Here is a 24,772-nt window from a genome sequence, read left to right on the forward strand (position 1 = left end):
ATTAAAAGATTATTAACAATTTTTGGCAACTTCGATACCTAGTTCCGCTAACGCAGTTGGATTCGCCGGACTAGGTGCATCAGTGAGTAAACAAGCGGCAGCGGTCGTTTTTGGAAATGCAATGACATCTCGAATATTATCGGTACCCGCTAATAACATGGTTAAACGATCTAATCCAAAAGCCAAGCCAGCATGAGGTGGTGTCCCAAATTTTAAGGCATCAAGTAAAAAGCCGAATTTCTCACGTTGTTGCTGTTCATTGATACCTAAAATGGTAAATACGGCTTGTTGCATCTCATTACGGTGAATGCGAACTGAGCCGCCACCTACTTCATAACCATTAATAACCATATCATAAGCATTGGCAACAGCATTAAGCGGATCAGATTTTAACTGTTCAGGCGTATAATCTTTTGGTGATGTAAATGGATGATGCATGGCACTTAAACCATCTTCTGTTTCCTCAAACATCGGAAAATCGACAACCCATAAAGGTGCCCAAGCTAGTTCATTAGTAAGTTGTAAATCTTTACCTATTTTTAATCTTAATGCGCTTAAGGCATCACAAACAACTTTATAGCTATCCGCACCAAATAATAAAATATCGCCGTCATTCGCTTTCGCGCGATCTAATAAAGCTTCCATTTGCTGAGCCGTAAAGAATTTGGCGATCGGACTTTGTACACCCTCTAACCCCTTCGCTCGCTCATTAACTTTAATCCAAGCCAATCCTTTAGCACCATAAACACTTACTAATTTAGTATATTCATCTAATTGTTTACGAGTTAATATTGCACCATTTGGTACACAAAGTAATGCCACGCGGCCTTTAGGATCATTTGCTGGGGTTGAGAATACACCAAACTCAACATGTTTAACGATATCTGCAATATCGATAATTTCAAGAGGATTACGTAAATCTGGTTTATCGCTACCAAAACGGTGCATTGCTTCTGCAAATGTCATTATCGGAAATGGACCTAAATCAACATTTACCAATTTATGCCATAGACCACGAATCATCGCTTCCATAATTTCCCGGACTTGTTCTGCCGTCATAAATGAAGTTTCAACATCAATTTGGGTAAATTCAGGTTGGCGATCAGCTCGTAGGTCTTCATCACGAAAACATTTTACAATTTGATAATATCGATCAAATCCTGACATCATTAATAGTTGTTTAAAGATTTGAGGTGATTGCGGTAAAGCATAAAATTCGCCCTTATGTATTCGGCTAGGTACCAAATAATCTCTTGCCCCTTCTGGCGTAGCTTTAGTCAACATTGGTGTTTCAATATCCAGAAAACCATGTTCGTTCATATACTCACGTACAAAAGCAGTAATATTTGCACGAGTTTTAAAAATTTTTGTCATTTCAGGACGACGTAAATCAATATAACGGTATTTTAGACGTTGTTCTTCAGTATTATTTTGGTTAAAGTCTAACGGTAGTACATCACTACGATTAAAAATGATAAGGTCCGTTGCTAAAACTTCGACCTCTCCTGTTGCCATATCGTGATTGGTTTGTCCTTCAATCCTTGCACGCACTTTACCTTTTATTTGAACACAAAATTCATTACGTAATTCAGCAGCGAGTTTAAAGGCTTGTTCATACTCTGGATCAAAATAGACTTGTACAATGCCTTCTCGATCACGTAGATCAACAAAAATTATTTTACCGAAATCTCGGCGTTTATTTATCCAACCACATAATGTTACTTCTTTATTAATATATGTGGCGTTAAGCTGTCCGCAATAGATGGTTCTCATTTAATATATCCTGTGTGCTAATGCAAAAATGTTAGCTATTATAAAACAATTTCTTATTGTATAAAGACTGTTAATATAAATATTCCTGATTTATTTTATTAACAGTTAATTTTTAATGCGATTTAGATTTTACCAGCTTCTGTAACACATATTGAGTGTGATATGCGAGGGAAATTGACTCGATCATTCTCATTAAATATTTCTTTAAAAAATAAATAAAACTTGTCAGATTAAAATTTTATGAATAAGCTCTATCATCCTTATAAAGTAACTCAATTATGATGAAAGCATTAATTTCAATCGATTATACCTATGATTTTATCGCCGAAGATGGCGCTTTAACAGTGGGTTTAGCCGGTCAAGCAATCGAATCCGCAATGATTAGAACAACTGAGTCATTTATTAGACAAAACAATTTTATTGTATTTGCTATTGATGCTCATGATCCAAATGACCGTTATCATCCAGAAAATACCCTTTTCCCACCACATAATATTGTTGGAACTAAAGGGCAAACACTTTTCAGAGGTTTAAATGAACTGTATGAAAAGCATCAATCACATCCTAATATAAAATGGCTTAACAAACGCTATTATTCGGCATTCTGTGGAACAGAGCTCGATTTACGTCTACGCGAAAGAAGAATAACTGAAATACACTTAATTGGTGTTTGTACGGATATTTGTGTTTTACATACTGCTATTGATGCCTATAATTTGGGATATAAAATCGTCATTCATAAAAATGCAGTGGCTAGTTTTGATCAAAATGGTCATCAATGGGCACTGAATCATTTTGAAAAAACCTTAGGCGCAACTCTCGTTTAAATAACTGCAACAAAATAATATTGAAATGACAAAATTCGGTGCTTACCAAGCCTAATGTTTATTTTAGCGTTAATGTTAATGATGATGCTAAATATAGACAAATGCCCTCATACAATTTATTGCTGTTTTTATTTGATATTATTGTGATTGTTGGAAATAAATGGTATTTAATGTTAAAGATTAAATAGTAACAAATTTTTATGTAAACATATTTAAATATTAAATTTACTGAAAACGCTAGGTAAATTATTAACATTTATTGATAAAAGAGGCTAAACGCATTTTATTACAATTTGATAAATAATAAATAGATACATGTTTTGGTTATAATCACAAAATTTTTAAAGCAATAAATTTTACGCAAAAATAATTATCAATGAAAAAATCTAAGCGTTTCTATGCTATCATAATTACATTAAGGTTTTACTAATAAGTTCATGTTACCACTCAGCAATAAAGAATTATTACGCTATGATCGCCAAATCTCTATAAAGGGATTTGATATTGATAAACAAACAATGTTGAAAAATTGTTCCGCGTTGATTATTGGCGTTGGTGGCTTAGGCTGTAATGCTGCTTTATATTTATGTAATGCTGGTATAGGTCAATTGACTTTAGTTGATTTTGATACAGTATGTGAATCAAATTTATCTCGGCAAATTTTGTATACTGAAACTTCTTTAGGTCTAAAAAAGGTCTATGCTGCTCGACATGCTTTACATCAATACAGACCAGAAATAAAGATTAATTGTATTGAACATCAGCTAAGTTCTGAAGCATTATTAGCCACCATTAGTGAGCATCATATAGTCCTTGATTGTAGTGATAATTTAACTACACGTCTGCAAATTAACCGTTGTTGTCATCAATTAAAAAAAACACTTATTTCAGCATCTGCTATTAGAATGGAGGGCTTGATCAGTGTTTTTACTTATCAAAATTGCCAACCTTGTTATCAATGTTTAAGCCAATTATACAATGAAGAACAATTAACCTGTGTAGAGTCTGGCATTATGTCGCCACTAGTCGGAATTATTGGTGCAACCCAAGCACTTGAAGCCATTAAAGTGCTAACTAATTATGGCGAACCGCTTATTGGTCGCATACTAATGATTGATGCAATGACAATGCAATTTAATGAATTGACGATTGTTAAACAACCAAACTGCCCTATTTGCCAATATGATAGATAAAGTTAATCAGATCATTCTAGCACCAATGGAAGGTGTTTTAGATTATTCAATGCGTGAGTTATTAACCAGTATTAACCAATTTGACTATTGTGTAACGGAGTTTGTGCGTGTCACAGATCATCGTTTAACGAAGAAAACGTTTTACCGACTTTGCCCAGAACTTTATCATGGGGGTAAAACTCACTCTGATACACCGGTGCGCATTCAATTACTTGGGCAAATTCCAGCACTGATGGCTGAAAATGCCGCATTAGCTATTGAATTAGGATCTTTTGGAATTGATATTAATTGTGGTTGTCCAGCTAAATCGGTAGTTGGTAATCAAGGCGGTGCATTTTTATTAAAATCACCGGAATTAATCTATCAGATAACCAAACAAGTAAGAGAAAAAATTGGTTACACGGCACCGTTATCAGTAAAAATCCGCTTAGGATTTGCCGATAAGTCACAATGTTTTGAAATTGCTGATGCGGTAGAGCAAGGAGGTGCAACAGAAATTGTGATTCATGGGCGAACTAAAAATGATGGCTATCAAGCTAATAAAATCGACTGGCTGACCATCGGTAATATAAAAAAAAGGCTTCATATACCCGTAATCGCCAACGGTGAAATAGTAAGTGCAGCCTCTGCCCAAAAATGTATCAAACAAAGTCAAACGGATAATATTATGATTGGACGAGGTATCTTAGCTATCCCTAATTTGGCCAATATCATTAGATTTGGTGACACACCTTTAAGTTGGCAAGAGATCATGTTAATTTTACAAAAATATGCTACTAAAAAACCTTTCATCAAACAATTGCAACATAAACCTCTTTATCATTCTGCAAGAATCAAGCAATGGTTAAGTTATTTAAAACAACATTATCCTGAAGCGCAAACACTACTGGCAAAAATACGTACCTTAAATACACAACAAGACATAATAGAGGCTTTACATTTTAAATAACCTCATCATTATGAATGAGCATGATTTATTTAAGAACTGAAAAAATTTTATAAAAATTAACATTTTTGGTAATTAATATTATATAATTAGCAATGAAATTCATATTTTTATTTTCTACTATTAATATTAAAGGGTAAGATTGAAAGCGTATTTTTTCCTATTCCTAGCTATTAGTTTTGAAATAATTGGTACCAGTTTTTTAAAATTATCTAATCAATTTACTAATCTGTTACAAACGGTTATTGCAATAGCTTCCTACTTTATTGCCTTTTTCTTTCTAAGCTTAGTACTAAAAACTATGCCTGTCGGGATTGCTTATGCAATTTGGTCCGGTATAGGAATTATTTGTATCACATTGATTGGTATTTTTATTTTTAAACAAAATTTAGATTTACCCGCATTCATTGGATTAAGTTTAATTATTGTCGGTGTTGTAATCATTAACTTATTTTCTAACGTAAAAATAGATTAATGATATTGATTTAACATTAAAGTGCTGCTGTTAATAAACGATTATTTGCAACCCCCCCCACAACATCTAAATCAAATTTATTTTTAAATCTTAGATAAATTAACTATAAAATTTTTTAATTCATCACTTTTTTATAATTAATTGTTTTTTTTGTAAAAAAAAAATTTACCATAATGAATTTTTTGATTAAACCAAATTATATTAGTTTTTTATCATTTCATTGAGCTTATTTATTAGATTACTCCTATTGAAACTAAATATTTTGTTGGCTATAATGTGCTAAGAATTTGTTAATTATTTATAAACAATTCTGAAATGGTATGCTATTTTATCCGTAATAGTAACCTTAAATAACAATGAAAGAGGATAATATTTAAAACAATATCTATCCATAATAATGAAAGGAGTAAATTATGACATTATTTAATAACGTAGTATCCGCATATTACACAACTAAAAGCCGTGCAGCTGATTTCATCCGTAAGCAAGATGGTGTTACTGCTCTTGAATATGCTATTGTTGCAGCTGGTGTAGCATCAGTTGTATTGATGATATTTAAAAGCGACGGTTCATTCGGTACTGCACTAAACAATGTATTTGGTAATATATCAAATAAGATAACAAATTTAGTAGCAAGTGGTAGTGGTAGTGCTAGTTCTTAATCAAAATTAATTAAGATGGAAGATCACATCTACTTATTTTAATGTTTAGTAGATGTGATTTTTCAGAAAATCGTTTTGTAATAGTGGGATAGTGTTGTTTTGGCAATATAATCTGTATTAGTGAAATAGCAATTCAATATATTGTATAATAAAAAAATTTAGTAGTTCAGATAAATTATGAACATGATTATTGACTTAGTTAATAACCACTCTGAAAAGCATATAAAATAACGTATAAAATACTTTTTAATAGAGATTCTTTTTTTGACACTATTTTATAACAAGAAGGAAAGATTAATTATGATAGGTTTGGATTGTCTATATTTTAAAATGAAAAATTTTTTGGCTTTTTTCGTAAAAAATCGAGATGGTGTTACAGCTATTGAATATGCTATTTTAACGGCTTCAGTTACATTAACTATATTTTCCATTTTTGGCCAGAATGGTAGTTTTAATATAATGCAAACTAGCCTATGGAGTTCTATTCAAGGAGCACTTAATACTGTAATGGCGAAAGTAAGCTAAAGCGTGGAATTGTTATTAAGATTTTATTGAAAAATATTGTTATCCTTTGATTAAGAAATCTGATTGATAGTATATTAGTGAATTCTTAATGCACTATTATAGTGTTTTAATGATTTTATTAGAGATATCATTTTTTAAAGTTAAATCACTTTATAATAACTAAAATGATTCGTATTTATTTTTATAAAATCGATCCATATCTTTCCTAAATATATTTAAAAACAAAAATTAACATTAAAAATTATAACAAATGAGCGAACAAAACAAAGTACCTATTGAATGGGTAAATATAAGAGATCTTGTTTTTCAAGCACTTGATCTTGATCTTATCGAAGGTTTAAAAAGTGATCCTAGTAAAGTTACACGCGAGATCTCTTTTATTATTCGTGACATAGTGACTTCTGGGAAAGCTTACATTTCTATTGATGATTCGAATACCTTAGCTAACATGATTTGTGATGAAATTATTGGTTATGGTCCATTAGATTCTTTAATGAATGATGATTCAGTCAATGATATTTTAGTTAACGGTCCGTATAGTATCTATGTAGAACGTGGTGGAAAACTTGTTAAAACAAATAAGTTTTTTATAAATGATCGTCAATTAATTGATATTGCTAGACGTTTAGTCAATAAAATCGGTAAAAATATTGATGAAGCTCATCCGTTAGTTGACTCACGAATGCCTGATGGCAGCCGTTTAAATGTCGTCATTCCACCTATCGCAATTGATGGTGCTTCCCTTTCCATTCGTAAGTTCGGTAAAGGTAGTCGGAGTTTTTCCGATTTAATTGATTTTCGCTCATTAAATGAGCATATGGCTAATTTTTTAGTTATCGCAGCACGATGTCGAATGAATATTATTGTATCGGGAGGGACTGGTTCGGGTAAAACGACCATGCTAAATGCTTTATCACAATTTATTAATGATTATGAACGAACCATAACTTTAGAAGATGCTGCCGAATTGCGGTTACAGCAAGATCATGTGGTAAGGTTAGAAACACGTGCAGGTGGTGAAGATGGTCGTGGGCAAGTTACAATGCGTAATTTACTCATCAATGCCCTGCGTATGCGTCCTGACCGGATCATTCTAGGGGAATGTCGTGGTGAAGAAGCTTTTGAAATGCTTCAAGCAATGAATACTGGTCATAATGGTTCAATGTCTACACTACACGCTAATACAGCTCGTGATGCATTAGCACGTTTGGAAAGTATGGTTATTATGGGGCAATCTGAGCTGCCAATTACTGCTATTCGACGTTATATCAGTTCTTCGGTAAATTTTATTATCCAAGTATCTCGGCTACCTGATGGTCAACGTAAAGTAACTAGTATTACCGAAGTAATTGGAATTGAATCAGAAAATATCGTTACACATGATGTGTTTAAATTTGAAATTGATGATGAACGAGATGTCGATGGTAAAATTCAAGGTAATTTTGTATGTAATGGGTTGGTAAGGCGTTCAGCTCTTTATGAAGGCGCTCAATACTATAATTTAGTTGATGTATTAGAAGAAGTAATGAAAAATGCTGGGAGTCAAGAATCATGAATATAATCCTTGGAATAGCATTGGCTTTGGCATCAATTCTTAGCCTATTTTCATTAAAACGCAAACAAGAACGTTTACAGATTTTCAAACAGGTCAGTATTGATACTCCGTCTTCTATCGCTATATTAGAAAGTAAAATGGATGAACTCAAAGGCTCTTTTTGGCAGAATTTAATTCAATCTACATCAAAAGGTATAAAAAAAAATTATGATTTATTAATTAGTAATTCGCCAAGTAAAATGCATTTAATCATGATACTTTGTCTCGGTAATATAATTGGACTATTATTAAATCATTTTTATGTTGAATTAGATATTTACATCGTTATTCCAACTAGTTCTCTTATTATTATTTTGGGTATGATATATTTTATAAAACGTAGAGTAAAAATGCAGTTCTATCGTGATTTTCCTGAGGCTATCAATACAATGATTGGTGTAATCAGTTCTGGTTCTTCTATATCTATCGCTTTCAGAGAATGTGCTACTCGACAATCAGGTCTAATTGGTGAAGTTATGAGAGAAATATCTAATCGGTTTGATGTTGGTGAGAGTCCCCAAAATGTTTTACTTAATTCCTACAGGCAGTTGCCTTTTCCCGAATATTATTTTTTTATTTTAACCATTATGGTTAATTTAGATGGTGGTGGGGAACTGAAAGATATTTTAAATAAATTATCAAAAATGATATCGAGCAATACAGTTTTAGCAAAAATTCGAGATGGTAAAACAGCTGAATTAAGAATGACATTAATGATTTTAGCTGCTATGCCACCATTATTTATCTTTATGCTTAAAGGTATTTCAGAAGACACTTATAATTATCTTATGTATACTGATTGGGGAAAATATATTATTTACTACGTAATAACCAGTGAATTAATTGGTATTATATTTATTAAAAACATGATTAGCAAGGCTATTTAAATAGGATCATAAATAATGGCAATAATTTTTTCTGTCTGTTTGATCTTTTTTGCAATAAAAGAACTATATGGCGAATATCGATGTTATAAAAAGAAATGTGCCTTAGATGCTTTATTAAATGACGAAATTATTAAGCCCCAAAATATCACCAAAAATAGTAATACCTTAGCTTTTGAAAAAATAGTAGCCAAAAATAGTGCTACGATTAGTTTTTTAAGTCGTTTTCAAGAGCAGCAAATATGGAAGGTTTACGCTACCGTGATTATTTTTAGTGTGTTTTTTTTAACTAATACTATATTTGATTTGTTTGAGATTAGTCAAGAAATACTCGCTATAATAATCGTTATCACCATTATATTCGTTATTATAGTTCCAGAAAAAGTCGTTAAAATGCAAGCTGCAAAAAGAATCAGAATAATATCTAGAGATTTACCACTTGTTATTGATATGATGGCGATTATGGTGAAATCAGGTATGACTGTTGAAAACGGTTTTAGTTATTTGAGCAAACGGGTGGATAATATTAACAAAGATATTTCTTCTATTTTAGAACGCGCTTGTGTAATGATGGAAGTTAATGGTATAGAATTAGCAATTGACCTTATCTATCGTGAAGTTCCGAGTAGAGAGATGAGAATGTTTTGTACCACATTGAAACGAAACATTAACTATGGTAATTCTATATATGATGCTTTATTGGATCTCTCAAGTGAAATAAGAGAAATACAACGGCTTACAATTGAAGAAAGAATTGCTGCTTTATCGGCTAAGATGACTTTGCCTTTGATGTTTTTTATAATGTTACCCGTTTTAGTCGTTATTATTGGTCCTATCATTTTAAAAATTCTCGACTTAAAAATGAACTAGTTAGTTATAAAAATATAAATCAGTATATTAAACCAAAATAATTTAAATTTAAGTAACCTAATAATATTAGCTAATAGGAAGCGTTATGAAAGCAAAATATCTTTTTATATTTGCGATTCTTGTAATTATGACAGGATGCCAAAATAGTTCTTTTAACAGAGATCTTGCTGAAGACCAGAAGATTTATATACTTGAAACGACTAAAAATTACGGTGGTTTAATTGAAATTTATAAAACACAATTAAAGCATTCAGATTCAGAAAAAACTCGTTACAAACTTGCTCAAGCTTATTATTTATCGATGGATTATGATTCTGCTGAACGAGTATTAAACCCTATTATTGCTAAAACAAAAAATGACAATGTTTTGGTACTGTATGGTCGAGTTCTCTCGGAAATTAAAATACCTCGGTATCGAGAAGCAATAAAATATTTAGAACAAGCATTACAATTTAATCCTAAAAATGGAGAAGCTTATAACTTGAAAGGAATTGTAGAAGTTAAGTTAGGGCAATATGATGCAGCTCGTTATTCATTTAATAAATCCAGAGAGTTATTCTATGATGAAAATAAAGTTCTCAATAATTTAGCAACTCTCTCTATTATGGATAAAGATTATCTAACTGCTTATAATTATTTAAATATTTTATATAATAAAGGTTATCGTAATAAAACAGTATTACACAATCTTCTCTTTACATTAGTTAAATTAGATAAATTAACTATTGCTAAGCAATTTTGTATTGAACATAAAATATCCAAGCAACCAACAATTTTAATCGAAGAGTTAAAAAAAGTAGAACCAAATAATAATTTTAATTTTAATGAATTGGTACCAACTGCTGATAAAATGAAAAAAAGCTATGAAAAAGAACAAATTATCCAAAACAAAACGGTAGAAAAAACGACCGGCAACATCCCTAACAATACCGTTAATGCAGCCTTAAATAAACAAGGGAATCATATAATGGCTGTACGTTCGGGCGAACATGCATCATTTTCCCGTATCGTTTTAGAAACTAACAATAAACTTGCTAGTGAACAATATAATATAACTATGGTAAGTGATCATTTAGTACAAATTAAAATACCAAATATTGAACTATCTGCATTAAATACCGATCAAATTATAAAGAAAATAAAAAATAGTGATCGCAATTTTATAAATGTAACTGCACAATATAACGTTGATAAAACATTAATTATCAATATACAAATTAAAAATGTCTCAAAACCTAAAATATCTTATATGGGTAAAGGTAAAATAGGCCACTGTTTAGCAATTGACTTTTATATAAAAAACTAATCTAATAACAACTAAAATAACGATAAAATGATAAAAAAAATTAACTGTAGGTTTGGATTAATATGAATAATAAAAAACTCATTATTTTATATATAATAATGTTATTAGTAGGTTTGGCCCTACTTTTTACTGGTTCATCTGATGCACCACCTGCACCACCACCACCAAAAGAGGTTGAGGTTATTGTGGCACCACCTACTAAGCCAGTTACTGAAATGGTTAATGTTGCCGTTGCCAAGAAAGATATTTCATCACACACTATTTTGAAAGAGAGAGATTTTTATTTTAAGACAATTGAAATCAATATTGATACATTTGATAAAGCAAAATACATCTTTGATGTAGGAGAAATCGAGAATTATGTTACTAAAAGTAATATTCAGAAGGAATCGCTAATTCAAAAAAATCTTATAGCCTCGCCATATAGTGAAGATTATCGAACATTAACACTAAAAAAAGGCGAGTTTATATTTCCAGTAGAAATTGCTAAAGAAGATGTATATTTGTTAAAGAACCTACATGTGGGAGACCTTATTGATATATATGTATTATATGGGTTAGAAGGCGCAAATATTGATAATGGTAATGTGATTTCTCCAAGTCGGAATTTTTCTAATACAAGCATAAAACCTATTATTGCTGGCAAAAAAATTCTACATATAGAAAATGCTAGTACGAATTATTCATACGATAACCCAAGGTTGGGTAGAATTGATTTAATATTAACTAACGAGGAAATAAAACTAGTTAGAACACTTATGACAAACTCAATTGTTATGTTATATCCTAGTAACTTCAACGAAAGTTTTGACAAAGGATTGTTCCTTCTAGCAGATAAAGAAAAAACTTGGCCTGAATCAAAACAACAGATCTTCAATCGCACGCCAATTTCCAGGTTAAGAGGAAACTAAAATGCTAATTTTTAAAAAAAATTATAAAAGAAAATTCAGCGTGGCTATATTATTTTCGCTGTTATTCCTACCACAGATGGCCTTATCTCAAAGTCATTATTTGCAACCAGGGCAAAGTAAAACAATACATTTATCAAAAAAAGTTCGTACTGTTTTTATAGCAAAAGATAGCGTGGCCAATTATGAAATTATCGGTGAAAAAAGTCTTATTGTTTATGCAAAAAGTAACGGGCAAACTAGCCTAGTAGCCTATGATGACAATGATGATATTATTCTAGATGATACTTTTATTGTCGACCCTGTGTTATCACAAGTGGTTTATCGAATTAAACACGATTTTCCTAACAGCAACATTAATATAACCAAATATGCATCAGGAATGAATGGTGAGCGTTTTACTTATGTCGTAAGTGGAAATGTACCTGATACAGAAACTAAGAGAAGAGTTCTTGAATTTATTGGTACATTAGTCGGAGAAGATCGTGAAATAGTAAAAGTTGGTATTAAAGCTGAAGGCGGTGATGGTCCACGTTTAGAATTTCTGGATAAACAACTATTTTTAAACATTATAGACAAAATTGAAGTTATCCAAGAAACTCAAGTCAATGTTAAATTAACTTTTGTTGAAGTAAGTAAGGATTTTACTAACTCTCTCGGTATTGAATGGCAAGGTGTAAATCTTGCAGAGAGCGCTTCTTCCGGGTCACTTACGTTAAATACCTTGGGACAATTTACTTTATTAGGTTTAAAAAAAGGCTTCGATATCCATAATATTATTACTACGATTCGCGCAATTAACAATGACAAATTAGCCAAAGTACTTGCAGAACCAAATCTTTCTGTATTATCTGGTGAATCAGCATCATTTCTAGTTGGTGGTGAAATACCTGTTATAACATCAGGTGACAATGATAGCTCAGCCAAAGTATCATATAAAGAGTATGGTATTAAACTTCTCGTTGGGGCTAAAGTACACAATAACAAACGTGTTCGTCTATTTATAGCTGATGAGTTTAGTTCGGTTGCCGGCTCATATCAATTCAATAATTTCAATGTTCCAACGCTCCGTACTCGCAAAACAAGTTCGACAATTGATATTGCTGATGGGGATAGTTTCGTCATTGCTGGATTAATCTCTGAGCAGGATGAAGAAGCACTAAGTAAGATACCATTTCTAGGCGATATTCCTATTTTAGGTGCCTTAGCGCGTAGTACCGCAGTATCTAGAGGTAAAACGGAACTAATTGTTTTCGCAACAGTCAATATTGTAAACCCACAGGATAATTTTGAGCATGTGGAGCTTCCTATATTTGAAAGAACTGAGGCTGTAAATTTATTTTTTAATGTTAACAACAATATGGAAAAGCAGCACAAACAAACTTTACCATTAGCTAACGAAAGTGAAAAATTCGTCAATTATATGGGATTTATTGAATAGGTAACATAGAGGGTAACATGCAACTTTTTAGTAGCAACAATAAAAAAACATCATCCAATAATGAGGTAAAGCAAGATATTGTCGAAGGACAAATCTCTGCTTATAAAGTCGTTATCATAAGTACTCGTCAGTCAATTGTTGATGATGTTCGGTCTATCCTATATTTATATAATGTATTAAGTATTGAAGTTTTATCATTAGAAATAGAAGATATTGATGAAAGTCCTAAGTGGAGTGAGTTTGATGTTTTTATCATTGATATAAATAATAAAGGTGATGTAGAAAAAATATCAACTCTAATAAACCGTTTTATACCGATCAAAGCCAGTACAATCTTAATTGGCAGTAATGATTCTATTTTATTTGCTGAAGCTTTATCGAAAAAAGGTATTCATTTTTTATTAGAAAATAGTCAACTTGATCAAATAGCTAATATTCTTTATACACGAAGTGAGTCTAAAGAAAAAACCAGTAAAAGAATTGGTAGTGTTGTAACTTTTTTAGGATGTAAAGGGGGAATTGGCACTTCATCACTTGTTGTCCATGTCTTGAAAAATATTAGCCATTCAACAAAATTTCCGATTTTGTATATTCAAGGCGCCTCTACGAGTCGAAATGCTGATTTTATCTTTGAGACACCAATAGATAAAGAAGGCTCGATTACAGAAATAAATGAATTTCTTCAGGTAAAAATTGAACAGGATGACGAAGTAGGTAAATATGACTTCCTTGATATGACATCATTTAATATCGCTATTTTTGATCAAAATATCGGTTTACATTCTTCAATGCAAAATTTTGAAAGTATTATTAACATATCCAATATAGTCATTTTTATTATAAATCGTGACCCTTATTCAATAAAAGTTGCCAAAAATGCACTTGAAGAAATTAACCGTATTGGCCAAAAGAATAAATTGATTTTGAATAAGCGCTTTCTATTTTGTGTAAATGATAATCAACCTATTGATAAAACTAGCTCGTTGCAAGATAGTGATATTGAAGAGTATCTTGGTAAAAGTATCGATTTTAAACGTAGTTACATCCCAAGTATTGAAAAATTTAAAAAAGCGCATAATTCTCCAGAAATTGATGCGATTTCGGCTTCTGTTATTGGAATTGAAAAAGATTCAAGCCAACGCCGTTCCCTTTTCTCTGTTCTTACAAAGAAAAAGAAGTAATAATTTAAAATAGGAAAACATAATTATGAGGAACTTAGCTAGGTTAATAAAAGGAAATAAAGGGGTAATATCAATTGAGTTCGCTTTCATCTTCCCTTGGTTAATGATACTGTTCTTATTTGTACTGGAAATGGGTCGACTCATGTTTATATCTTCATCACTAAATCTTGTAGTGGCAACTACAGCAAGAAAAACAGCATTATTTGAGCAATTAAATAAGAACGGCACCAGCTATTCGACTATTTTTTATGATGAATTAGAAAAAGAATTACCTTTATGGGGAGTAGTTACTGATAAAGATAGTTTAATTGTTAATGTTAAATATTGTAATACCATTCAAGATGTTATTTATGAAAAATGTAACAATTCCTTAAGAGATACAAAGGAAATTATTTTTTATGAAATATCATATAAATATAATGCCTTTTTTGGTTCATTATTTACGAAATTAGCTGATTCTTCTTTAACAAGAAGAACTGTAGTTTATCGTGAATTTCATTCTTAATTTATAGGGCATAAGATCATGATAACTAATATTAAAAAGTTAATAAAGAACCATAAAGGTGCCATTTCGATTGAATTTGCAGGTGTCGTTATGGCATTTACATCAATATTCTATATCGTTTATGATTCTTATAATACTATTACTTTGCAAAATAATTTAGAACGAACTAACTATACTGTTGCGTCATTATTTCGAGAACGATCCTCTTTATACCCACTGATTGAAGATACAATAAGTGATACGGAATGGATAATGAATCCACGAAGAACTCCATATACTGCTGAGCACTTTAAAAGTTATGAAATATTTACAATTGATCAAGTTAAAGAAGCACATGAATTAGCTAAAAAGTTATTGAATAAAGATGTTTCTATTCGAATTGATGGTCTATTTATAAAACAAGAAGTAATTAAAACATTGCCAATTCCTGAGAGAAAAATGATAAGTTTTTCATCTTGTTCTTATAGTGCTTGTAAACCTGAGATCGAAAATTACCTTAATAATCGTTCCGATATGACTGATACTTCCATAGCTAATAAAGACTATACAAAGCTTTCTCCTTATACTGACAGAATATGGCCTAGAACCCCAGGATTGGACCCTCTTCGAGGTCGATATATACCAATATATAGAGTGAGTATGTGTATTAATAATGATGAAAGCTTATTTCTAAAATTTACTAACAGAGAAAATAACAATAACAGATTTCTCCCTAATTTATGCAGCGAAACTGTTGTAATTTCTCGTTGTCATGATTTAAAGTATTATACTCGAGGATGCCCGCTTTATTATTACCGTCCACAGTGGGATAAACATCAGTGAGATTAACATAGAATACAGTAATTCAGAAGGCCATTATGAAAAACACCAAAAACAAATTAAATCAAAAAAAGAAAACTCTATTTTGCTTTTTTCAAGATTATACTGGTAACATTTTAATACCCTTTGCTATTATGTTACCAACAATTTCAACGTGCTTAACTGTTGGTTTAAATAATGCGTATATTCTCGAAGAGAGAATACGCCTTTCTGAGGCGACTAATGAGGCATCGTTAGGTGTATCAGCACTCCCTGGTAACGGATCAATTCATTTTTCTACAGAAAGCAAAGAATTTGTGCAAAGTTATATTAATTATTATTTAAAAAACAAAATTGATTCTCATTCTGATGAAACCAATAGTAAACTAGATATTGCTCTTGCGTATGCTCCACATAAAGAGAATGAGGACATGAATGAGGACTATCCGCACCAAAACTTCAATCTTGAATATTATATTTCTTATAGTCACGAACTTGAACCGTTAATTAAGCTAAACACCCTAGGTAAACTTGGTTCTTCTATGCAAGTAAGTAATGGTCAAGATATTTATGGTAATACTCGAAAACTGTATTTTAGTAGTCTTACAACCGATGTCGCTTTCATTGTTGATTTTTCGGGATCATCTACCTGTTTAGAGGCTGATAAAGAATGTAATAAATACACTGAAACAATGGAAAACACATCATCGATACAACCAAGAACCAGAATTAAGGCTGCGATGAACTACGTAAGATCTTCAACATTCGCTGATAGAGATTCTAGTTTCAAATTTGCATTAATACCTTATGATATTGGTGTTCCAATTGCAAATAATGAAAAAAATATTTTAGGAGGACAATCCTATTCCTGCTCAGTACCTTATAAGTTGAAACCCCCCTTTAATGAGATTGATTTTGAATTTTGGGCAAACAAAAATATTCTTTTCAAAGAATGGAAAAAATTAAAAGATGCAGGCGAAATAACCAATTATTTAACTTACCCCTATTTGGGTGTTATGAAGGATACTGCTTTCTTTGGTCTTGATCATTCTAGCTTTATTTTCTATTATTTAGATTATTACAACTATAAATATTATTCCAAAATTTTCGGACCTGCAAATTCTTTGTTTAATGATTATGATTTACAAAAAAAAGGTTATTGTAAGAGAAATTATCAAGTACCTGGTTCTATCGCATTTGCTAAATATAAATACTCTTGTGGTATTGATCAGAAAGATTATCCACTTTCTGATTCTAATCAGCGAAAAGTTGAAAAACAATATGCTTACATGGTGCAATTGTATGATTACATGTATTCCGATGATTCCGGTTATAACAATCATTTATCCTTAGCTAATATGAATACGATAGATTTCGATGCTACGATAAATAATTTGTTTTCGGAAAACTATGAACCGATTACATTCACTCGCCCTATTGTTCCTGCTACATCAGATTTTACACCATTCCAAGCTATGTGTTCATCCCCTTTATATAACAACGGAGTTATGTTTGCTAATCAAAGTAAAAAGACTGAATCGGAATTATTTGATAGTACGTATTGGAAAGTACCCAGATTTAAAAATGGTCCTTATCTAGTTGATCTTACTTTTTCCAATAAAATATTCAAGATTGCAGACAAACAAAATTGGAAACCTGGTGGGGGGACTGATACTATGTCTGGTTTTTTGACCGCTATACCTTTACTTGCAAAAAGTAAAGCTAAACGTAAAGTATTTGTTGTTTTGAGTGATGGTAGAGACGATTCAGGCGCTGACCAACTGACTAAAACTTTTCTTAAAGACAAAAACTTATGTAAAATTACATCGGACTTTTTCAGAGAAAAAATGGGCGTAGAGCGCGTTGATTTTTATTTTGTAAAGTCATCAACTAAAAATAATGTAAAATATGTCGGGGATCTGACTGCCGAGGAAATTAAAAAAGAATTTGGGCCATGGGTTGATTGTGTAAAAATGTCATATTTTACGGATGATAATGGTAACATTCATTATCCAGCAAGCGAGTATGAAAATGGTTTTGCTAATTATCTTTATACCCTTTCTGACGATAGACAAACATTACCAATATGGGGTGACTACGTAAAAACAGAAACAGGCGCGTTCGTTTTGCCGCGTAACGAAACAAGGATAAATTAAATATGAAAAATAAAAAATTTTCTTATCTGATACTTTTACTAATACTAACTACATCTCTTTTTGCAAGAGCAAATCCTAAAATAACGGATTTTGAAACCGGTATTACATTGTCAATGCTTCCTTATGGTAGCATTGGTGGTGTATTTATGATTGACACTGCTATAACAATTGAAAATGGCAATATGTGGATATGGGGATTTCGTGGTTCTGGTCAACAAGGAAATGGCCAAACGGGAGTCGCGGCATACACTGCTCCACAACGTGTTCAGAAATTTGTAGATGAAAAGATTAATATTACCCAATCTGCTGGTGGTGCTTATCATATTTTAGCTCTCGATGAACAAGGTAGTGTCTGGGGGTGGGGGCAAAACGGTTATAAAGAAGCAGGTGCGGGTGTCTGTGATGTAGCATACGTCAATATCCCATGTCGTATTTTAAAGTTTGCAAATATAGTCCAAATTGGTGCTGGAGAATACCATTCACTGGCTTTAAATAAGCATGGTAATGTATATACTTGGGGTAGAGGTATTTATGGCGAAACAGGCAATGGAACACAATCTGTATCAAATAGTTTACATAAAATACCTCAAGAGTATTTTGGTAATCAACCTGTCGTACTTATAGGGGCTGCCTATGAAGGTGGTTATGCGGTAAATGCTTCTGGTCAAGTATTTGGTTGGGGGGATGATCAACATAACAGTTTCGGCTACGAAAACTTAAATGAGCATGAATATCGTGCTAGACCGGTACCATTAAACATTCAAGTTGGTGAAAGCAAAATCGATTATATCTGTGGCGGCGAAGGTTTTACTGAATATTTACTTGATAATGGTGAAGTCTGGGGTATGGGGCTTAACTCACAGTTAGGGATAGGGAAAGGAAGTGGAAAAACAGCAAAACCTGTCAAAATAATGGAAAAAGTTAAAACGCTTTATTGTCGCTACTCTAGTTCTATTGCTATCACTTTTAATAACGAAATTTATACTTGGGGAATAGAAGGCTATGAAATGGGCGGTAAATCTCCGATAATGCGTAATAACGATAAAAATATAACTAAAGTCGATGGTGGTAAACATCATATTATCTACTGGACTGATACAGGTGATATTTATGGTGTTGGCTACAGTGCTAGCTTTAAATTTGGACGGGATGGAACTGTCAGTTGGCCTGGTATAAAAATGACTGATTTTGTAGTTAAAGAAATGAAAAAGACTTATGGTGAAAATTATATTCCAGGACAAGGTCAATAAATCATTTAATATCTTTCCGCTATACAATATAGCGAAACCAAATGTTATTGGGAGGTTTCATCGGATATCGTAATATAATAAATTTTTATCGCTTAGTGTGATAGCAGAAATTATTTTTATGCTAAGCCACTAACCTATTTTTTCTAAAAAAAATAATATACGTAAAATTAAAACGCTAGTTTTCATACAGAGTATATAATTATTAATATCTATTTTTTATTATAAAACTATCATCTAAATAAGCTTCTTATGGTGATAGGTATAAAAAATGCATTTATCTTACCAAACATGATTTAGATGTATTTGAAATAATTTGTGAAATTATTGAAGCTGAAAAAGATAATTTCATCTAAAAATAACAGAAAGGTATAATAAAAAATGAAGCGTAAAATATTTAATTATGTTATTTTTTTAATAACATTTTTTTCTTCTGTCTTTGTAATTGGCAATGACAAAGTTAATAAAGTAACGGATTTTGAAATAAGAACTACATTGTCTATGGCTCCTTATGATGGCGTTGGTGGTACGAGTATGGTTGATACTGGAGCAACCATTGAAAATGGAGATATTTGGATATGGGGATTTCGTGGTTCTGGTCAATCAGGTAATGGATTCTTCGTATTGGATAGCTCTCCCCCACAACGAGTTCAAAAATTTTTAGACGAAAAAATTAGTATTACTCAAGCTGTTGGTGGTGCTTATCATATTTTAGCCCTTGATGAACAAGGCAGTGTCTGGGGGTGGGGACAAAACGGTTATAAAGAAGCAGGTGCGGGTGTCTGTGATGTAGCATACGTCAATACCCCATGTCGTATTTTAAAGTTTGCAAATATAGTCCAAATTGGTGCTGGAGAATACCATTCAATAGCTTTGAGCAAATCAGGTGAAGTCTATACTTGGGGACACAATGATTTGGCTCAAGTAGGCACTGGTGATAAATTCCCAATTATTGGACTCCATAAAATACCTCAAGAGTATTTCAATAATCAACCTGTAGTGCTTATAGGGTCTGCCTATGAAGGTGGTTATGCGGTAAATGCTTCTGGTCAAGTATTTGGTTGGGGGGATGATGAATTAAACTCTTTCGGCTATCCAAAAAGCACACAACGTGTGAGACCAACAGAATTAAATATTCAAGTTGATGGGAGTAAAATCGAATATATATGTGGCGGTAATGGTTTTACTGAATATTTACTTGATAATGGGGAAGTCTGGGGTTTAGGGGATAAGAGACAGTTAGGTATTGGGGCGAGATCTGGAACAACGACAGTACCAGTCAAAATAATGTCAAATGTTAAAACGCTTTATTGTCGTTTTATTAGTTCCCTTGCTATCACTTTTGATAACGATATTTATACTTGGGGAACAGAAGGCTATGACATAGGTGGAGGAGTTCCTATAAAACGTAATCACTACGATACTATCACTAAAGTCGATGGCGGTAAACATCATCTAATCTATTGGACGGACAAAGGTGACGTTTATGGTGTTGGCTACGGTGCTGCCCATAAATTTGGGCGTGCAGGAAATATTGGATGGCCTGGTAGACCGATGAGTAGTTTTGTAGTTAATCAAATGAAAAAGGCTTATGGTGATGACTATATTGCAGGACAAGGTAAATAGATTACTAAATACCTTCAACAGTAAAGAAGTGTAGCCCTTAACAGATGATTATAAAAGGTTTAATCGTACATCATGATATAAAAAATTTTTATATCATGATATCTACCAAAATATTAGGTTAAGTCAGAATGTTTTTACTAAATAATATTTGTTTATTTTTGATTTGGATGATTTTAATTGTGGTTTGTTATACAGATATCCGTTTCAGAATAATTCACAATTCAATTGTCATCACCGTATTTATAATTATCCTAGCTAATTTTTTGATTGGTAGTGGAGAGCTTAACTATATTGCTGCGCTTATTTTCTTTGTTATTGGTCTTTTAATATTCTGTTTTAATATAATGGGAGCCGGTGATATAAAATTAATTAGTGTGTTATTGCTATCCTTACCTACTGAACAAATTTGGGATTTTTTTATATTGATGACTCTTTTGGGTTTACCACTCGCTATATTTGCATTAATCAGAAAAACCATCACAAAATCCACAGTAACCATTCCGTATGGAGTAGCAATTAGTTTGAGTTATATCATTATCACTTATCTAAAATTGGCGCTGTAATCGAATAGTTGCAGATAAAACTATCTTTTAATATCACATGCGTCAGTGTGTGTACCAACGCCATCTAATTGCTATTTTTATTTAAAATTGCTGTCATTATCCTACAATTCTAAACTGCATCTTTACTGTTGCCGCCTTGGGCATCAATTCGATTGACATAAGGCGCAATATATTTAGCCCCGGCTAGCGCACCTAATAATCCCTGCCCTGCGCCATAAACAGCAGTGCCTAAAGTAGGGATTCCTTGTTGTGTTAAAGCTCTAATCGCTTTCAGTCCTTCTGCATTAACAGGAATCTTAGTGACAATATTGGGTACAACTCTTCTTAGTTGTTCTGCCTCTTTTATCATGGATGATGCATCGCTTGAAAGTACCTGTGCAAACAGTAATTTATCGGCGCCTAATAAATCATGCAGTGTCGATAATAAGGTAAAGAGTGATTGACCGGATTTTGCCACAATGCTTGGATTGGTTGTGACGCCTTTAATCGGTAAAATGGGGGCTAGACGTTTAATGGCTTCAATATCGGCGGTATCTAAATATAATTCCATGGTTAACTCCTGCTGAATGTTCAAATCATTAATCACTGTATTGGTACCATACTAAGTAATCTGTAACCGATAGCCTAGATGACAATCCTGCGATTTACTGGATATTTGTACGCTTGATAAGAAAATGTGAGTGAGATCACACTAAAAACATTTTAAGAATAACCTATTGATAAAATTAACCATTTACTTGATACTTTAAAATACTATTTGGCAGTATATAATCATGATTACGATACATAACTAGATTTATCTACGATATTATTTTATGAAGATAGCGATATGGCGATAACGATCAATGAAGTGTTAGCAAAATGCCTTAATCATCAACAAACGAATCAGATTTATTTTGCTAATTATGCTCAATCAGCACCACTACTTGCTGATCAAGTCAGTTTACCCAGAATAGAAATCATGATAGAGGGAAAACAATCCATACAATGGGCAGACTATCAGGGAAACATTATTGAAAAAACGTTATTTCCTAGCGATCTTTTATATATTACAGCACAAAGTTGGAGCAAGCCCGCTTATACAACCCCTTTCACCACTTTAAGCATCCTGTATGATAAACAACAAATTAGCATAACTATCAACCAGTGGGACGGTCAAGCACTGACATCTTATGATCAAATTAATGTGCCTAGGCGAGGAGCACGTATTGGGGCGTTTATCATTCAAGCGCTAGCTGAACTAACTTGGTAGCATCAGCCTTGCGAGCGTGATCCTACCGCTTATCATCTTATTCAAAGCTTATTAAGTCATACCTTCGATTTACTGAATGTTGATGTCGAAACCTCAACCAAAACAGCTAGCTTATTTGAGGCAATTCGGCAATATATTGATAGCCATTTTCGTGACGATATCACCCGAAATTTTCTCGATATAATGTTCTATATTTCCCCCAATTATCTATCTCACCTACTCCAGCGAGAAGGTAAAATAGGTTTGAATGAATATCTTACCCATTTACGTCTAGAATATGCAAAAACTCGCCTTAGAGACTATGATTTAAATATCAAAGATATTGCCTTAGCATCAGGTTTCAAAGATAGTCACTATTTTTGTCGAATCTTCAGAAAAAAAACTGAACGCACCCCTACCGAATACCGTCGCCAATATCATAGTAAATTATTACCGATGACGGATAACAACAAAACTAGTTAACTAAATTAAATGGTTGTAAAAAGTAATTTCATTTGATATAGTTTCAAATGAAATTATCTAAATAAGGTGATGTGATGGCAATCCCGATAGCAACCGTTGAAAAACTGATTGAAAAATTTAAAGCTCGTGGACTCTCTTCAAACTATGACGAGATTTTTTTAAGTCGCTTATTGCAATTTAGTACCGAAGCACTATTAGAAAATTTGAATCAAACCTACCGACATTATCAATTAGATGATAAATTATTTGCGGTTTTATTAGTGATTAACGCCTTTCAACCTGAAGGGGTAAAACCATCGCAAATCAGTGAATTAACCAATTTTACTCGCGTACAAGTTACCCGATTTGTTGATACACTGGTGGGAAATGACTTAGTCGCCCGCCAAGCTGATCCGCATGATCGTCGCTCACATTGCTTAATTTTAACCAAAAAAGGCATCAATTTTTTTCAATATGAAATACCGCCCATGGAAAAAAAAGTGGTTCAAGCTTGGCAAGTTATTACCCAAGAAGAACGTCAACAGTTACGCACAATCTTATCTAAACTTTTAAAACATCTTGCCGAGTAAAATAAATGAGAATATCCATGAAACAAAAAGGGCTTATCGCCCTATTAATATTAATTATTATTGCAGTAATTTGGGCGATTTGGTTCATGTATAAAAGTCCTTCATCGCTGATTTTATATGGTAATGTGGATATCCGAACAGTAAACAGTAGCTTTCGTGTATCAGGACGCTTAATACAATTAAATCACGAAGAAGGAGATTCGATTAAACAAGGCGATCTATTGGCTAAACTGGATGCAAAACCTTATCAAATCGCTTTAAATAAAGCAAAAGCAAATTTATTGGTAAAACAGGCGCAACTTGATTTAATGCTGACAGGATATCGTAAAGAAGAAGTTGCCCAAGCAGCAGCACAAGTTTTACAGTACCAAGCGAGTTATGATTATGCTGAGAATAACTATCAGCGCATGGTCAAATTGATGAAATCATCATCCATTTCTAAAGATCAACTTGAAAACAGCTTAACTTTGCGTAATCAAGCTAACGCTAATTTACAAACAGCAAAACAAAAACTTGATCAACTTACTAATGGTTACCGAAAAGAAGAAATTGAAGCTGCACAAGCCACCGTGCAAGCGGCTAAAGCCGAGTTAGACCAAGCGGAACTTAATTTATCGGATACCGAACTTTATGCACCAACCGACGGCACCATTTTAACTCGAGCAGTAGAATCTGGCACAATGTTAACCGCAGGAACCCCGATTTATGCTATATCTATAGATAGACCTGTCTGGGTACGTGCTTATATTGACGAGGTCAATTTACATCAAGCCATTCCGGGTAGAACTGTCTATGTTTATACCGATTCACAGCCAGATAAACCTTATATTGGACAGATTGGTTTTGTATCGCCTACGGCCGAATTTACACCTAAAACCGTCGAAACCCCTGTATTACGTACAGATTTAGTTTACCGCTTACGTATTCAAATACGTCAAACTGGTGACGGTCAAGCGGATGATATGTTGCGCCAAGGCATGCCGGTAACGATTAAATTTGCAGAATAATC

22 protein-coding genes and 2 pseudogenes are annotated in these 24,772 nt (G+C 32.6%); 22 read left to right on the plus strand and 2 right to left on the minus strand.

Features of this window, described 5'->3' with window-relative positions; translation table 11 throughout:
- Positions 1-12 precede the first annotated feature (12 nt).
- A complete protein-coding gene (gene aspS, locus JMI89_RS09175) occupies positions 13-1,773 on the minus strand; it encodes an aspartate--tRNA ligase (RefSeq protein WP_220679902.1) in 1,761 nt (586 codons plus the stop codon).
- Positions 1,774-2,054: 281 nt separating this feature from the next.
- On the opposite strand from aspS, the gene JMI89_RS09180 reads away from it, so the two are divergent.
- The 19 genes from JMI89_RS09180 to JMI89_RS09270 all read left to right on the plus strand — a co-directional run bounded on the left by JMI89_RS09180 (position 2,055) and on the right by JMI89_RS09270 (position 21,480).
- Complete coding sequence (locus tag JMI89_RS09180; RefSeq protein ID WP_220679955.1) at positions 2,055-2,600, plus strand: isochorismatase family cysteine hydrolase; 546 nt, start codon at positions 2,055-2,057, stop codon at positions 2,598-2,600.
- 437 nt (positions 2,601-3,037) lie between these two features.
- The gene (locus tag JMI89_RS09185; protein WP_187755425.1) at positions 3,038-3,793 is read left to right on the plus strand and encodes a molybdopterin-synthase adenylyltransferase MoeB; all 756 of its coding nucleotides are present in this window, start codon (positions 3,038-3,040) and stop codon (positions 3,791-3,793) included.
- Positions 3,783-4,742 (plus strand): tRNA dihydrouridine(16) synthase DusC, encoded by a 960-nt coding sequence (dusC, locus tag JMI89_RS09190; RefSeq protein WP_370633737.1) that lies wholly within the window; start codon positions 3,783-3,785, stop codon positions 4,740-4,742. The genes JMI89_RS09185 and dusC overlap by 11 nt, the downstream gene beginning before the upstream one ends.
- A gap of 139 nt (positions 4,743-4,881) precedes the next feature.
- Positions 4,882-5,214 (plus strand): multidrug efflux SMR transporter, encoded by a 333-nt coding sequence (locus JMI89_RS09195; RefSeq protein WP_187755426.1) that lies wholly within the window; start codon positions 4,882-4,884, stop codon positions 5,212-5,214.
- Between the two features lie 413 nt (positions 5,215-5,627).
- Positions 5,628-5,876, plus strand: coding sequence for a Flp family type IVb pilin (locus JMI89_RS09200; RefSeq protein WP_220679904.1), 249 nt, complete (start codon positions 5,628-5,630; stop codon positions 5,874-5,876).
- A 300-nt stretch (positions 5,877-6,176) separates the two neighbouring features.
- The gene (locus tag JMI89_RS09205) at positions 6,177-6,401 is read left to right on the plus strand and encodes a Flp family type IVb pilin (RefSeq protein ID WP_220679905.1); all 225 of its coding nucleotides are present in this window, start codon (positions 6,177-6,179) and stop codon (positions 6,399-6,401) included.
- Positions 6,402-6,651: 250 nt separating this feature from the next.
- On the plus strand, positions 6,652-7,956 hold the full coding sequence (locus JMI89_RS09210) for a CpaF family protein (RefSeq protein ID WP_220679906.1): 1,305 nt from the start codon (positions 6,652-6,654) through the stop codon (positions 7,954-7,956).
- A complete protein-coding gene (locus JMI89_RS09215; RefSeq protein WP_220679907.1) occupies positions 7,953-8,882 on the plus strand; it encodes a type II secretion system F family protein in 930 nt (309 codons plus the stop codon). The genes JMI89_RS09210 and JMI89_RS09215 overlap by 4 nt, the downstream gene beginning before the upstream one ends.
- Before the next feature lie 15 nt (positions 8,883-8,897).
- Positions 8,898-9,749, plus strand: a complete 852-nt coding sequence (locus tag JMI89_RS09220) for a type II secretion system F family protein (protein ID WP_220679908.1) — start codon at positions 8,898-8,900, stop codon at positions 9,747-9,749.
- 85 nt (positions 9,750-9,834) lie between these two features.
- A complete protein-coding gene (locus JMI89_RS09225; RefSeq protein ID WP_220679909.1) occupies positions 9,835-11,055 on the plus strand; it encodes a M48 family metallopeptidase in 1,221 nt (406 codons plus the stop codon).
- A gap of 62 nt (positions 11,056-11,117) precedes the next feature.
- Positions 11,118-11,966 (plus strand): SAF domain-containing protein, encoded by an 849-nt coding sequence (locus JMI89_RS09230; protein WP_220679910.1) that lies wholly within the window; start codon positions 11,118-11,120, stop codon positions 11,964-11,966.
- Position 11,967: 1 nt separating this feature from the next.
- The gene (locus JMI89_RS09235) at positions 11,968-13,404 is read left to right on the plus strand and encodes a type II and III secretion system protein family protein (protein WP_220679911.1); all 1,437 of its coding nucleotides are present in this window, start codon (positions 11,968-11,970) and stop codon (positions 13,402-13,404) included.
- Between the two features lie 17 nt (positions 13,405-13,421).
- Positions 13,422-14,585 carry a hypothetical protein gene (locus tag JMI89_RS09240; RefSeq protein ID WP_220679912.1) on the plus strand — a complete coding sequence of 388 codons (1,164 nt, stop codon included), beginning with the start codon at positions 13,422-13,424 and terminating at the stop codon, positions 14,583-14,585.
- Positions 14,586-14,610: 25 nt separating this feature from the next.
- Entirely contained in the window at positions 14,611-15,090 is a 480-nt protein-coding gene (locus JMI89_RS09245; protein ID WP_220679913.1) for a TadE/TadG family type IV pilus assembly protein, read from the plus strand.
- An 18-nt stretch (positions 15,091-15,108) separates the two neighbouring features.
- Positions 15,109-15,912 (plus strand): tight adherence pilus pseudopilin TadF, encoded by an 804-nt coding sequence (gene tadF / locus JMI89_RS09250; RefSeq protein ID WP_220679914.1) that lies wholly within the window; start codon positions 15,109-15,111, stop codon positions 15,910-15,912.
- A gap of 35 nt (positions 15,913-15,947) precedes the next feature.
- Positions 15,948-18,044 (plus strand): hypothetical protein, encoded by a 2,097-nt coding sequence (locus JMI89_RS09255; RefSeq protein WP_220679915.1) that lies wholly within the window; start codon positions 15,948-15,950, stop codon positions 18,042-18,044.
- 2 nt (positions 18,045-18,046) lie between these two features.
- Positions 18,047-19,294, plus strand: coding sequence for a hypothetical protein (locus JMI89_RS09260; protein ID WP_220679916.1), 1,248 nt, complete (start codon positions 18,047-18,049; stop codon positions 19,292-19,294).
- Between the two features lie 378 nt (positions 19,295-19,672).
- Complete coding sequence (locus JMI89_RS09265; RefSeq protein ID WP_220679917.1) at positions 19,673-20,917, plus strand: hypothetical protein; 1,245 nt, start codon at positions 19,673-19,675, stop codon at positions 20,915-20,917.
- Positions 20,918-21,045: 128 nt separating this feature from the next.
- Positions 21,046-21,480 carry a prepilin peptidase gene (locus tag JMI89_RS09270; protein WP_220679918.1) on the plus strand — a complete coding sequence of 145 codons (435 nt, stop codon included), beginning with the start codon at positions 21,046-21,048 and terminating at the stop codon, positions 21,478-21,480.
- Positions 21,481-21,607: 127 nt separating this feature from the next.
- Here the strand turns inward: JMI89_RS09270 and JMI89_RS09275 are convergent.
- Positions 21,608-22,030: pseudogene (locus tag JMI89_RS09275) on the minus strand (transaldolase family protein); the annotation flags it as partial.
- 279 nt (positions 22,031-22,309) lie between these two features.
- Here JMI89_RS09275 and JMI89_RS12110 point away from each other — a divergent pair.
- The 3 genes and pseudogenes from JMI89_RS12110 to hlyD all read left to right on the plus strand — a co-directional run bounded on the left by JMI89_RS12110 (position 22,310) and on the right by hlyD (position 24,770).
- Positions 22,310-23,194: pseudogene (locus tag JMI89_RS12110) on the plus strand (helix-turn-helix transcriptional regulator).
- A gap of 74 nt (positions 23,195-23,268) precedes the next feature.
- Complete coding sequence (locus tag JMI89_RS09290) at positions 23,269-23,763, plus strand: MarR family winged helix-turn-helix transcriptional regulator (RefSeq protein WP_220679922.1); 495 nt, start codon at positions 23,269-23,271, stop codon at positions 23,761-23,763.
- A gap of 17 nt (positions 23,764-23,780) precedes the next feature.
- A complete protein-coding gene (gene hlyD, locus JMI89_RS09295; protein ID WP_220679923.1) occupies positions 23,781-24,770 on the plus strand; it encodes a secretion protein HlyD in 990 nt (329 codons plus the stop codon).
- The last annotated feature ends 2 nt before the right edge of the window (positions 24,771-24,772 follow it).

The sequence above is a fragment of the Frischella sp. Ac48 genome (genome assembly GCF_019641635.1).
GTDB classification, from domain to species: Bacteria; Pseudomonadota; Gammaproteobacteria; order Enterobacterales; family Orbaceae; genus Frischella; species Frischella japonica.